The organism is Streptosporangium sp. NPDC048886 (assembly GCF_055586905.1).
Window position 1 is genome coordinate 117,552 of sequence record NZ_JBVJHH010000019.1, and the last position, 12,459, is coordinate 130,010.

Annotated in this window: 12 protein-coding genes; 7 read left to right on the top strand and 5 right to left on the bottom strand. The window is 72.1% G+C overall.

Annotated features, from left to right (window positions below):
- The first annotated feature begins 57 nt into the window (after positions 1-57).
- From ACZ6R6_RS24110 to ACZ6R6_RS24125, 4 genes are all read left to right on the top strand, one after another.
- Complete coding sequence (locus tag ACZ6R6_RS24110; RefSeq protein WP_470096787.1) at positions 58-1,236, top strand: 4-hydroxybenzoate 3-monooxygenase; 1,179 nt, start codon at positions 58-60, stop codon at positions 1,234-1,236.
- Positions 1,229-1,906 carry a protocatechuate 3,4-dioxygenase subunit beta gene (pcaH, locus tag ACZ6R6_RS24115; protein ID WP_470096789.1) on the top strand — a complete coding sequence of 226 codons (678 nt, stop codon included), beginning with the start codon at positions 1,229-1,231 and terminating at the stop codon, positions 1,904-1,906. The genes ACZ6R6_RS24110 and pcaH overlap by 8 nt, the downstream gene beginning before the upstream one ends.
- Positions 1,906-2,367 carry a peptidase associated/transthyretin-like domain-containing protein gene (locus ACZ6R6_RS24120; protein WP_451930817.1) on the top strand — a complete coding sequence of 154 codons (462 nt, stop codon included), beginning with the start codon at positions 1,906-1,908 and terminating at the stop codon, positions 2,365-2,367. Before pcaH ends, ACZ6R6_RS24120 begins: the two co-directional genes overlap by 1 nt.
- Before the next feature lie 135 nt (positions 2,368-2,502).
- Positions 2,503-3,450, top strand: coding sequence for a sulfite exporter TauE/SafE family protein (locus ACZ6R6_RS24125; protein WP_470096791.1), 948 nt, complete (start codon positions 2,503-2,505; stop codon positions 3,448-3,450).
- Between the two features lie 55 nt (positions 3,451-3,505).
- On the opposite strand, the gene ACZ6R6_RS24130 is transcribed toward ACZ6R6_RS24125, so the two are convergent.
- From ACZ6R6_RS24130 to ACZ6R6_RS24145, 4 genes are all read right to left on the bottom strand, one after another.
- Entirely contained in the window at positions 3,506-5,263 is a 1,758-nt protein-coding gene (locus ACZ6R6_RS24130; RefSeq protein ID WP_470096793.1) for a bifunctional metallophosphatase/5'-nucleotidase, read from the bottom strand.
- Between the two features lie 76 nt (positions 5,264-5,339).
- On the bottom strand, positions 5,340-6,503 hold the full coding sequence (locus ACZ6R6_RS24135) for a sensor histidine kinase (RefSeq protein ID WP_470096795.1): 1,164 nt from the start codon (positions 6,501-6,503) through the stop codon (positions 5,340-5,342).
- Between the two features lie 158 nt (positions 6,504-6,661).
- The gene (locus ACZ6R6_RS24140) at positions 6,662-7,642 is read right to left on the bottom strand and encodes an aldo/keto reductase (RefSeq protein ID WP_470096797.1); all 981 of its coding nucleotides are present in this window, start codon (positions 7,640-7,642) and stop codon (positions 6,662-6,664) included.
- A complete protein-coding gene (locus ACZ6R6_RS24145) occupies positions 7,639-8,001 on the bottom strand; it encodes a MerR family transcriptional regulator (RefSeq protein ID WP_470096799.1) in 363 nt (120 codons plus the stop codon). The genes ACZ6R6_RS24140 and ACZ6R6_RS24145 overlap by 4 nt, the downstream gene beginning before the upstream one ends.
- A 267-nt stretch (positions 8,002-8,268) precedes the next feature.
- Here ACZ6R6_RS24145 and ACZ6R6_RS24150 point away from each other — a divergent pair, with 267 nt between their 5' ends.
- The 3 genes from ACZ6R6_RS24150 to ACZ6R6_RS24160 all read left to right on the top strand — a co-directional run bounded on the left by ACZ6R6_RS24150 (position 8,269) and on the right by ACZ6R6_RS24160 (position 11,787).
- Positions 8,269-8,949: a DUF998 domain-containing protein gene (locus ACZ6R6_RS24150; protein ID WP_470096801.1), complete on the top strand. Its 681-nt coding sequence runs from the start codon at positions 8,269-8,271 to the stop codon at positions 8,947-8,949.
- 71 nt (positions 8,950-9,020) lie between these two features.
- On the top strand, positions 9,021-10,202 hold the full coding sequence (locus ACZ6R6_RS24155; RefSeq protein WP_470096803.1) for an AI-2E family transporter: 1,182 nt from the start codon (positions 9,021-9,023) through the stop codon (positions 10,200-10,202).
- 142 nt (positions 10,203-10,344) lie between these two features.
- Positions 10,345-11,787, top strand: coding sequence for a WGR domain-containing protein (locus ACZ6R6_RS24160; protein ID WP_470096805.1), 1,443 nt, complete (start codon positions 10,345-10,347; stop codon positions 11,785-11,787).
- Positions 11,788-11,896: 109 nt separating this feature from the next.
- Here ACZ6R6_RS24160 and ACZ6R6_RS24165 read toward each other — a convergent pair whose 3' ends face one another.
- Complete coding sequence (locus tag ACZ6R6_RS24165) at positions 11,897-12,382, bottom strand: DUF3592 domain-containing protein (RefSeq protein ID WP_470096807.1); 486 nt, start codon at positions 12,380-12,382, stop codon at positions 11,897-11,899.
- Positions 12,383-12,459: the final 77 nt, after the last annotated feature.

Consider the following 12,459-nt stretch of genomic DNA (forward strand, 5'->3'; position numbering starts at 1 on the left):
TTCCGCTGAGCGGAAGAGCGGGGCACGGAGGTCGCGGCGGTGGGGAATGCTCGGCCCATGCGCACTCAGGTCGGGATCGTCGGAGCGGGCCCCGCCGGGCTGCTGCTGTCCCATCTCCTCCATCTGCGGGGCATCGACTCGGTGGTGCTGGAGTCACGCAGCAGGGAGTACGTCGAACAGCGCGTGCGGGCCGGCGTGCTGGAGCAGGGCACGGTGGACGTGCTCGACGAGGCGGGCGTCGGCGGGCGGATGCGCGCCGAGGGACTGCCGCACCACGGCATCGAGCTGCGCTACGGCGGGGCCGGGCACCGGATCCCGTTCGAGAGGCTCGTCCCGGGCCGGGCCATCACCGTCTACGGCCAGCAGGAGGTCGTCAAGGACCTGATCGCCCGGCGGCTGGCCGACGGCGGGAAGATCCTCTTCGACGTCCCGGACGTCGCCCTGCACTCCCTCGCGGCCGACCCCTACCTGACCTTCCTGGGCCGGCGCCTCGACTGCGACGTCATCGCGGGCTGCGACGGCTTCCACGGGGTCAGCCGGCCCTCCATCCCCGACGGGGTCCTGTCGATCTTCCAGCGGGACTATCCGTTCGCCTGGCTCGGCATCCTCGCCCAGGTCCCGCCGTCGGCCGAGGAGCTGATCTACTCCCGCAGCGAGCGGGGCTTCGCGCTGCACAGCATGCGCTCGCCGGAGATCAGCCGCTTCTACCTCCAGGTCCCGCCGGACGCCTCGCTGGACGACTGGCCGGACAGCCGGATCTGGGCGGAGCTGCGGGCGCGCCTGGAGACGGTCCCGGGGTTCGCGCTGACCGAGGGGCCGATCATCTCCAGAGACCTGTCCGCGATGCGCTCGTTCGTCGCCGAGCCGATGCGCCACGGCAGGCTCTACCTCGCCGGGGACGCCGCCCACATCGTGCCGCCTACCGGGGCCAAGGGCCTCAACCTGGCCGTCGCCGACGTCCGGGTGCTGGCCGAGGCCCTGGCCGCCTTCTACGGGAGCGGCTCCACCGAGCTGCTGGACGCCTACTCCGACACCTGCCTGCGGAGGGTCTGGCGGGCGCAGCACTTCTCCTGGTGGATGACCACGCTGCTGCACACCTTCGACACCGACGACGCCTACGGCAGGCGCCTGCAGACCTCGCACCTCGACTACGTCACCTCCTCGGAGGCCGCGGCGACCACGCTCGCGGAGAACTACGTCGGCCTGCCCTTCGACTCCGGAGCACCCCGTGACTGACGACCCGCATCCGCACCACCTCACCCCCGCCTACCGCAGCACCGTGCTGCGCGCCCCCGCGCATCCGCCGGTACGGCCCGCCGCCGACCCCGAGGCGGCGGAGCTGCTCGACCCGGTCTACGGCCACCAGGCGGTCGGGCCGCTGGATTACGACCTGACCAGGCAGCACGAGGGGGAGCCGATCGGCGAGCGCATCATCGTCACCGGCCGCGTCCTCGACGGCCGGGGCCGGGCGGTGCCCAACACGCTGGTGGAGATCTGGCAGGCCAACGCCGCCGGCAGGTACGCCCACCCGCTGGACCTGCACCCGGCCCCGCTCGATCCCAACTTCACCGGCTTCGGCCGCTGCCTGACCGACGCCGACGGCCGATACCGGTTCGTCACGATCAAGCCGGGCGCCTACCCCTGGCGCAACCACCCCAACGCCTGGCGGCCGGCGCACATCCACTTCTCGGTGTTCGGCACCGCGTTCACCCAGCGGCTGATCACCCAGATGTACTTCCCCGGCGACCCGTTGTCCGCCCACGACCCGATCTTCCGGTCGGTGCCCCGGCCGGAGGACCGCGGACGGCTCGTCTGCGCCTTCGACCTGGACACCACCGAGCCCGAGTGGGCGCTCGGCTACCGCTGGGACGTCGTGCTGGGCGAGACCCCCTTCGAGGAGGACTGATGCCGCCCCTGACCCCGTCGCAGACGGTCGGCCCGTTCTTCGCCCACGCCCTGCCGTACGCCGAGGGGCCCTTCGCGGTGCCCGAGGACCATCCGGACGCGATCGAGCTGCACGGCCGGGTCCTGGACGGCGCGGGCGAGCCGGTCCCCGACGCGCTGCTGGAGATCTGCCAGCCGGGCCTGTTCGGCCGCTGCCCGACCGGGGCCGACGGCTCCTACCGGTTCCGCACCGCCAGGCCGGACACCTACATCCCGCTCCTGGTCTTCGCCCGGGGCCTGCTCAAGCCGGTCTGGACCCGCGTCTATCCGGCCGGCGGCACGCCGCCGCCGGCCGGACTCGATCCGGTACGGCGCGCCACCCTGATCGCCTCGCCGTCGGGGGAGCGGTCCTACCGGTTCGACGTCCGGCTGCAGGGGGAGGGGGAGACCGTCTTCTTCCACCCCTTCCCGCCGCCGGACTGACCTCCACACGGGCCGGCGGGGCCGCGGAGCCGTCCGGATCCCGAGATGGGCTGTCTCACACTCACTTGACGCATCCCCTTTCTGCATTCACTATTTTTCCTACTAGACAAGTCGGAAAAATGGGAGGGAGGTCTTGTGCGCGCGCTCATACTCCTGGGTCTCGTGGGGTTCGCGGCACAACTGGTGGACGGGAGCCTGGGCATGGCCTACGGCGTCACCTCGACGACGCTGCTCCTGGCCGTCGGCACCAACCCCGCGGCCGCGTCGGCCACCGTCCACCTCGCCGAGATCGGGACCACCCTCGCGTCCGGCATCTCACACTGGCGCTTCGGCAACATCGACTGGAAGGTGGTGGGGAAGGTCGGCATCCCGGGCGCCGCCGGCGCCTTCGTCGGCGCCACCTTCCTGTCGGGTCTGTCCACCGAGGCCGCCGCCCCGGTCATGTCGATCATCCTGCTGACCCTCGGTGCCTACGTCCTGGTCCGCTTCACCGTCTCCGGCCTGCCGCGCGGCAACCTGGGCAAGCCGCTGCGCAAGCGGTTCCTCGCCCCGCTCGGCCTGCTCGCCGGATTCGTCGACTCCACCGGCGGTGGCGGCTGGGGGCCGATCGGCACCCCGGCGATCCTCGCCAGCGGGCGCCTGGCGCCGCGCAAGGTGATCGGATCCATCGACGCGAGCGAGTTCCTCGTCGCCGTCGCCGCCAGCGCCGGGTTCCTCCTCGGCATCGGCTCGGAGAACATCGACCCCGCCTGGGTGGCCGTCCTGCTGCTCGGCGGCGTCGTCGCCGCCCCCATCGCGGCCTGGCTCGTCCGCCACATCCCGCCGCGCATCCTGGGCTCCGCCGTCGGCGGCCTGATCGTCCTCACCAACGTGCGGACCCTGCTGCGCAGCGACTGGATCGGCGCCTCCGGCGGCGTCCAGGCGGCCGTCTACGTCGCCGTCGCCCTAACCTGGGCCGGCGCGATCGCCTACTCGTTCCGCGAATACCGTCGCGACCGGGTCCACGAGTCCGTCGAGGCGGTCGAGTCCGTCGAGCCGGTCCACCAGGGCGCCGCGGCGCAGGGGCCCACCCGCTCCGTCTAGCAGGGGAGCGCGCCGCTGACAGGGGAGCGCGCCGCGGCCGCGGCGCGCCCTGCCGTCAGAACAGCGGCCTGCCGTCGCGGGTCAGCCGCCAGCCGGCCTCGGCGAACCCGGCGGGGTCGATGACCCCGGTCGCCGTGGCGTAGTCGATCAGCGCCTGGCGGATCTCCACCTGCGCGTTGTAGACCACCGGGGCGGTCGCCACGTGGGGGAAGCCGCCGCCGCCGGACTGGCGGTAGTTGTTGACCGCGACCACGAACTGCTGGTCGGCGGCGACCGGCTGCCCCTGGTGGGACAGTCCGGCGATCCGCTGGCCGACCGGCTTGGCGACGTCGACGTCGTAGCTGACGCCGGACAGCTGGTCGTAGTTGTAGTCGGGGGTGCCGTTGGCGTTGGTCAGCGTGGCGAGATCGACCGGGGCCTCCGGCGCGAGCCGGTTGTAGTACTTGGCCGAATACTCCAGATAGTCCTTGAGCTGGGCCCCGGTGAGCTTCACGGCCATCAGCGTGTTGTCGTAGATGTACAGGCCCGCCATGTCCCGCACGCTCACCGGCCCGGCCGGGAAGGTCGCGGTCCTGCTGAACGGCGCGGCGATCGACAGCACCGGCAGCCCGGCGTCCGCCGTGCCCTCCAGCGCCTTCTTGACCGTCTCGGTCTGGACCTTCTGGATGTAGTCCAGGATCGGGGTGTCCTTGTACGGCGACTCGGCCGCCGACAGCTCCTCCTTGGACTGGGCCACCACGGTGTTGACGTATCTGACCGTGGTGTCGTGCTGCTCCTTCATGAGCGCGACGATCTTCGGGTCCTCGTCCACCGTGTTGGTGTTCAGCGTGGTGGAGGACTTGCCGGTCACCGTCCACCGGCCGCGCTTCTTGGTGAGCTGGAAGTCGATCACGCTCAGCCGCTGGCCCCACTTGCTGGGCTCGGTGAGCAGCACCTGCCGGCCGGTGGCCTTGTTGGTGACGTACCGCTGCGCCACCTCGTTGTGCGCGTGCCCGAACAGCACCGCGTCGATGCCCGGCACCTCCTCGGCGACCATGGCCGAGGCGTTCTCGACGGGCAGGTCGCCGCCGTAGGAGGACATCCCGCTGTCGCCCGCGTGCGCGGTGACCACGACCACGTCCGCGCCCAGACCGCGGATGACCGGGACCCACTTCTTGGCGCTCTGCACCAGGTCGGTGAAGCGGAGCCGGCCCTCGACGTTGGCCTTGTCCCAGATCGCCACGCCCGGGTTGGTCAGGCCGAGCACGCCGACCCGGACCGGCCTCTCGCCCTTGATCCGCATCGTCTTGATGGTGAACGGCTGGTAGGCGGGCAGTCCCGACCTGTCGTGGACGGCGTTGGCGCCGAGCACCGGGGCCTTCATCTGCCTGACCCAGGTGGCCAGCAGCGGGAGCCCGTAGTTGAACTCGTGGTTGCCCAGGGTCACCGCGTCGTATCCGATGGCGTTCATCGCGCGGGCCATCGGGTGGAGCCGGCCCGTCTCGTCGACCGGCTCCATCTTGGCGTAGTAGTAGGCCAGCGGTGTGCCCTGGATGGTGTCGCCGGAGTCGAACAGCAAGGTCCGATCCGTGCCGCGCTCGGCACGGATCTTGTTCACCAGCGTCGAGACCTTGGCCAGGCCGACGTCGTTGCCCTTGCTGTCGGTGAACTCGGCGTTCTTGAAGTAGTCCCAGTTCAGGGTGTTGCCGTGCAGGTCAGAGGTGCCCATCACGGTCACCGTCACCGACGTGTCGGGGGAGGCGTGCGCCACTGCCGGGACGGCCAGGGCCGTCAGTGTGGCCACGCCGACGATGGCGAGCTGCTTACTGTGCATGTGACCGTACGGTAACCATCCGAGGTTGCCCGGCGGTCACGGCATCCTTACGGGTCGGCGCGCTCTGAGGGGACGCTCACGCGACCACCTCGCCCGGCCTGATCCGCGCGACCAGCGGGAGTGTGACCCGCACGCCGTACCCGCCGCCGGGCAGCGGTCCGGCCGACAGCCGGCCGTGGAAGAGCGCGACCCGCTCGCGCATGCCGATCAGCCCGTGCCCCGGCCCGCCCGCGGGCCCGGTACGGCCCGCGCGGGGGCCCTCGTCGAGGATCTCCAAGGACAGCGCCCGGGGCCGGTAGGCGACCGTCACCCCCACCCCGGTGGGGCCCGCGTGCCGGAGGGTGTTGGCCAGCGCCGCCTGGACGATCCGGTAGGCCGACAGGTCCAGCCCCGCCGGGAGCGGCACCGGCTCGCCCTCGACGCTCAGCCTGACGTCGAGACCGGCCACGCGCATCTGCTCGACCAGGTCGTCCAGCCGGGCCAGGCTCGGCTGCGGCGCCAATCCGTCGCCCTCGCGGCCGGTGCGGAGCAGCCCGAGCATGCGGCGCAGTTCCTCCACCGCCTCCCGGCCCGTCTCCTCCACCACGTTCAGCGCCTCGCGCTCGGTGACCTGGTCGGGCCGGAGCATCAGCCGCGCGGCCCCCGCCTGCATGACCATCACGCTGACGCTGTGCGCGACGACGTCGTGCAGCTCGCGCGCGATCCTGGTCCGCTCCTTGCTCACCGCCTCCCGGGCGAGCAGCTCGCCGCGCTCCTGCGCGTGGAACGCCAGCTGCCGGTGACGCCGTACGGCGACGCCCGCCCCGCCGGTGATGGAGGTCATCACCAGCGCGACCGCCGCGTCCCCCGCCCCCGGAGGCCCGGGGGGCGCGAACATCATCGCGCCGACGAACAGCGCCGTCACGGCCAGCCCGGCGACAGCCCGCGGATCTCGTGGCGGCACCTCGCTGAGCAGTGTGAACAGCAGCAGGAGCTGGGCGCAGAACTGCCAGGCCGACGCGGACTCACCGGAGTAGGCGAACGCCGCGACGGCCGCCAGCGAGTAGACGCACGTCACGGCGGCCGGCGCGCGCCGGCGCAGGAGGACCAGCACCGAGGCGGCGGCGACCGCGATCCACCAGCCGGGATGCGGGCGGTCCGCCGGGAAGGCGCGGTCGCCGACCTCCTCGGCGACCGCGAACAGCGCCATGACCACCGCGATCAGCCAGTCGATCGCGGTGGGGGGCGGGCGTTGGTTCATGAGGTGAGGGTAGAGCGGGCACCCGGGCGGTGAAATCCGCCTTGAGGCGGATAACAGCCCCGAGCCGCCCCTGACGGCCCCGAGGGCGGCCGCTCCCGGCCCCGGGCGGCACCCCGGTGCGGGAGCCGGTCCCGCCCGGGGCTCGGCCCCCGCGCGGGTCAGCGCTCGATGGAGGACATGTCCGGGTAGCGGTCGCCGAGGGCGGCCCCCGCCGGCACGGCGGCGTCGAGCTCGGCGAGCTGGCCGGGGGTCAGCGTGACGTCGGCCGCCGCCGCGTTCTCCTCCAGGTAGCGCAGCCGCTTGGTCCCCGGGATCGGGATGACGTCCTCGCCCCGGGTCAGCAGCCAGGCCAGGGAGAGCTGGGCCGGCGTGCAGCCCACCTCGTCGGCGATCCTGCGGACCTCGCCGACGAGCTCCTCGTTGCGCGCCCCGTTCGCCCCGGTGAAGCGGGGCAGGTTCCTGCGGAAGTCGTCGTCGGGCAGTTCCCCGGCCGGGGCCAGCGCGCCGCCGAGCAGCCCCCGGCTGATCGGCGAGTAGGCCACCAGCGCGATGCCCAGCTCCCGGGCGGCCGGCAGGATCTCCTCCTCCAGGCCCCTGGTGAACAGCGAGTATTCACTCTGCAGGGCGGCGATCGGGTGGGTGGCGTGCGCCTTGCGCAGCGTCTCGGCGCTCACCTCCGACAGGCCGATCCGGCTGACCTTGCCCTCGGCGACCAGCTCGGCCATCGCGCCGACCGTCTCCTCGATGGGCACCCCCGGGTCACGCCGGTGCAGGTAGTAGAGGTCGATGTGGTCCACGCCCAGCCGCTGGAGCGAGGCGTCGGCGGCCTTCTTCACATAGGCGGGGCTGCCGTCGATGCCGCGGCGGGCCGGGTCCTCACCCCGGACGATGCCGAACTTGGTGGCCAGCACCACCTCGTCCCTGCGGTCTCTGATCGCCCGGCCGACCAGCTCCTCGTTGTGGCCCCTGCCGTACATGTCGGCGGTGTCGAGGAAGTTCACCCCCAGGTCGAGGGCGCGGTGGATGACCTCGATGGACTCGGCCTCGTCGGCCGTGCCGTAGAACTCCGACATTCCCATGCAGCCGAGTCCGATGGCCGAGACCTCCGGACCTCCCTGACCGAGACGGCGCCTGTTCATTGGCCCTCCAGCGCGTTGTAAAAGTCGATCTTGTAGTCGAGGACGCCGAGGTCCTCGGTGAGCTGCGCGATCTGCGTCCGGACCCGGTCACGGTGGGTCTCCAGCATCCGCCGCCGCTCGGCGGAGGTCTCCGGCCCCTGCCTGCGCAGCTCGGCGTAGCGGCACATGTCCGCGATCGGCATGCCGGTCGCGCGCAGCTTGGTGAGGAATCCGAGCCAGTCCAGGTCGGGCGCGGTGTAGGCGCGGTGCCCGCTCGGGTCCCGGTCCACCTGGTGAATGAGCCCGATGCGCTCGTAGTAGCGCAGCGTGTGCGCGCTCAGCCCCGACTTGCGCGAGGCCTCCTGGATGGTGATCCCCATGGAGACCACCTTCCTCCTTAGAGCGCGCTCGAAGTCAAGCGGGGTCCCCCCGGAGTCGCGACCCTGAGGGGGCAGGCACTACCTTCCGCGCTGTTCTCCCAGTTCACAGCAGTCGTGCCGGAGTCGTCCCCCCTGATGTGGGCACCACCCCGCCCCGGGGTCCCTCCGGGATCGCTCAGGGGCGACTGGGGATCATTTCCGGTACTCCGGACAACGCTCCGTCGCCATGGTTGAGCCATGGGGAGTCAGGCTTTATCTGGATCCAGGATGATCCTGGGTGGCTACGCGGCGATCGGCGCCGGGGCCGTGGCGATGTTCGGGCTGCACGTGGCCACCGGCCTCGATCCGGTGCACACCGTGATCAGCGAGTACGCGTTCGAGCCGGACGGCTGGCTGCTGCCCGTCTCGCTCACGTTCTTCGCCGCGGGCGCGGCGGCCTTCGGCACCGCGCTGTCCCGGCGCGGCGAGGACCGCGGGGCCGCGCTGCTGGTCGGCGTCTGGGGCCTGTGCATGCTGCTGATCGGCGCCTTCCCCACCGACGAGCCCGGGGTGCCGCTGTCGATGTCCGGTGGCATCCACCGGTACGCGGCGTTCGTGGCCTTCCTGACGATGCCGGTGGCGGGTCTGATGCTGGCCCGGCGGCACGCCGCGAGCCGTCATGCGCGGCCGGTGCGGCTGCTGAGCCTGGCCTGCCTGGGCGTGCTGGTCCTGGTGGTCCTGCCGTACGTCGTGCGGATGGCCGGCATCGACCTGACCAACGACGACATCCCCGCGGGGGTCACCCAGCGGATGGTGGTGGTCCTGGAGGTGGCGGTGCTGGCCCTGCTCGGCATGGTGGCGGCGGCCGGGTACGGCCGCGGCCGGGGCCGTCGCCCGGTCCTGGCCGCGGACGGGTCCCGGGATGACCGCCGGGACGCCGGTGCGGTGGCCGTCATCGGGCCGGGCTGAGGGCTCCGCCGGCCTCGCGTCCGCCCAGCTCAGCAGGGTTGCTGGTGATCCCCGTGGGGAAGGGGGCCAGCATGGGGGAGCGCATCGGCCCCGCCGGGGACGGCGGGAGGCTGTGGCGGGCGGGCGACGCGGCGTGGCGGGCGCTGGGGGTCATCGCCCTGGTCGCCGTGATCCTGTGGGTCCTCTACGTGGTCCAGGCTGTGGTCATCCCCATCATCCTCGGGCTGGCCATCAGCACCCTCCTGCTCCCGCCCTACCGGTGGCTCAGGAGGCGCGGGATGGGCCGGGGACTCGCCACCGCCGCCGTCTGCCTCGGCGGGTTCCTCATCCTGGCGGCGCTCGTCGCGCTGCTCGTGCCGCCCACCGTCGCCGGCGTGGCCGAGCTGCAGCGGAGCTTCGGCAAGGCGGGCGGTGACCTGCAGTCGCTGGCGTCGGCCCTCGGCCTGGACGAAAAGACGGTCTCCCGACTGTCCGAGCAGGTCAGGCAGTATCTGAGCCGGCAGGGCGGGGAGATCGCCCACGGTGCCCTGGCGGGCGCGCGCACCGTGGGGGAGATCCTGGTCGGCCTGGTGCTGGCCATGATCCTGTCGATCTACTTCGTGCACAGCGGCGACCGGCTCTTCGCGTGGATCACCGGCCTGGCCCCCAACGGGGTCAGGCCGACCCTGCGCGAGAGCGGCACGGTGATCTTCGACGTCGTCAGCCGCTACATCCGGGGAGTGGCGATCGTCGGCCTGGTCGACGGGTTCTTCATCGGGGTCGCGCTGTGGATCCTGCGCGTGCCGATCGCCCTGCCGTTGGCCGTGCTGACGTTCGCCGGGGCGTTCCTGCCGGTCGTGGGCGCGTTCACGGCGGGTCTGCTGGCGGCGGTCGTGGCCTTCGTGGCCAAGGGCTGGCTGGTGGCGCTGATCGTGGTCGCGGTCACCGTGCTGGTCCAGCAGTTGGAGGGGCACGTGCTCGCGCCGCAGATCTACGGCCGGGCGCTGGAGCTGCCCAGCGCGGTCATCCTGATCGTCATCGCGCTGGGCAGTGTCCTCGCCGGGATCGTCGGCGCCTTCCTGGCCGCCCCGGTGACCTCGGTCGCCGTCGCGCTGATCCACCACCGTCAGCGGGACGAGGCCCGGCGCCGGCCGGGACATCCGGGACACGAGGCCACGGGCCCGCCGGCCGGCAGAGCGGTGTCCGGGGACCCGTCACCTGAGGGTCCGCCTCCGGCGGGGCCGCCGCCTGGGGATCCGTCGCCGGGGAGCTGATTGTCCGCGGGCCCGTGAGGGCGCGGCGCCCCCTCCCGCCGGGTGGCGGTTCAGAGCGCACCCGCCGTTCTGTCGCTGTTCCCCTGTTTTGTCGCCCGCCTGCCGTACGCTCCGCGGAAAGTCGACAACGGAGAGGTGTGGCATGACGGCACGGAGCACGTACCTGGAGCTGTCCGAGGACGGCGGCAGCTCGCACAAGTTCTACGAGGTCGTGCTCGACGGGCTCCAGGTGACGATCAGCTACGGCCGGATCGGCGAGCCGGGGCAGTCCAAGGTGTCGGCCTTCGCCACCCCGGAGAAGGCCGAGGCGGCGGCGGCGAAGAAGATCAGCGAGAAGGTCCGCAGGGGATACGCGCCCGCGGTGCGCGGGGTCCGCCAGCGCCGGGCGGTCACCCGGCGCAGCGCGGTGAGCGTCCGTTCCACCGCCACCCAGGCGCCGGTGCTGTGGCGCTTCGCCAGCGGCGCGGCGGCGTTCGGGATCTTCGTCGACTCCGAGCGCTGCTGGGTCGGCAACCAGAACGGCGACGTCTACACCGTCACCCACACCGGCACCGTCACCGGCCGCTTCCGGCTGCCCGACGGTGTGAAGTGCATCGTCGCCGACGACTTCTGGATCTACGCGGGCGCCGACGACGGCAAGGTATACGACCTCAGCGGGAAGGTCCCCCGGCTCGCCTACGAGATCGCCGAAGACGTCGACATCTACTGGCTGGACATCCACGACGGCGTGCTGGGCGTCTCCGACCGGGCCGGCCGGATCACCACCATCGACCACGAGGACGAGTTCCAGTGGGCCCGAAAGGGACGGGGCGACTCGGCCTGGATGGTCCGCTGCGACGACGAGGCCGTCTACCACGGGCACTCCACCGGCGTGGCCCGCTACGACGCCGCCGACGGCGCGCCGGTCTGGGAGACGTCGCTCAACGGCGCGGTGCTGTTCGGCTGGCAGGAGACCGACTCGGTCTACGCCGGTACGGCCCGCGGCGCCGTGCACCGGCTCCGCAAGTCCGACGGTGTGAGCCAGGGGGTCTACCGCTGCGACGCCACCGTCTTCTCCTGCGCCACCGCGCCCGACGGCCGTTACGTCTTCGCCGGGGACAACCACTCCTCGGTCTACTGCTTCGACCGGAACGGCGAGCGGCTGTGGAAGCTGGCCACCGGCTGCGGCTCGGCCTTCTCCATGCAATATCTCGACGACCGCCTCTACATCGTGACCACCGACGGCACCCTGGCCTGCATCGACGCCACGGAGGAGGCGATCAGGGCGGCCCAGGACGGCACCGTCCCCGAGCCGGTGGACGTCAAGGCGGCGGCCGGTCTGGCCGTGGTGGAACCGACCGCGGCGCTGGAGAGCGTGAGGCTGGAGGCCGTCTCCGGCGCCGACCGCGGTGTGGTCGTGGAGTGTGTCCAGGAGGGTGAGCGGCTCCGGGTGCGGGTGATCAGCGAGGGCTACGACACGCGGCGCAACGTCCAGTTCCCCAAGGGGGTGCGCGAGGCGGGGGCCCGCTATCTCGTCGAAGGTGTGCGTTTCTCGGAGCGCGGCGGCTTCTACCGGGCCTACGGCGACATCAGGCGCCTGCTCTGACCCTGGCCGCGGTCCCGCGCCGCCCCGACGGCACGCTCAGGGCGGCGCGCTCGCCGGTGCGGGGCCGCCGGCGGCCTTGTCGCCTGCCGCCCCGAGAACCGCGAGCTGATCAGGCGTGTCCTGCCTTGGCGTGTCCTGTCTCGTCATGCCCTGTCCCACTGTGGAGCGGCAGCACCGACCAGTCGACGCACAACCTCTGCGGGTCGGCCGGATCCGTGCGGACCTGCACGGTCATCCCCGGCAGCATCCCGCCCAGCAGGATCGGCGGGACCTGCTGCCGGTGCTCCGGCACCTCGTACGGCACGCCCGACGCCGGGGTGACGCGCAGGCCGAAGACCACCACGCGCCGGCCGTTGACCTGCCAGCCGGTGGTGTCCATGGCGGTGATCAGCGCGCTGGCGGGCACGCCGGTCCGCAGGAGATGGGAGTCGCCCGAGGCGTCCGAGACGAGAAACCCCATGGTGACGAAACCGCCCAGGCAGACGACGAAGACCCCCACCCCCCAGAGGCCGACACCGCTCGTGGCCGCCAGCATGCCGGCGATGGCGAGCGGCAGCGGCGCCACCCAGAGCAGTTTCGTCGTGGTGCGGTTCATCGGGTTTTCCGATCGTCTCGTGTGCGGTGCCCGCCATGGGTAACGGAGGGTGCCTGCGGACCGCTTGACGATCGGTT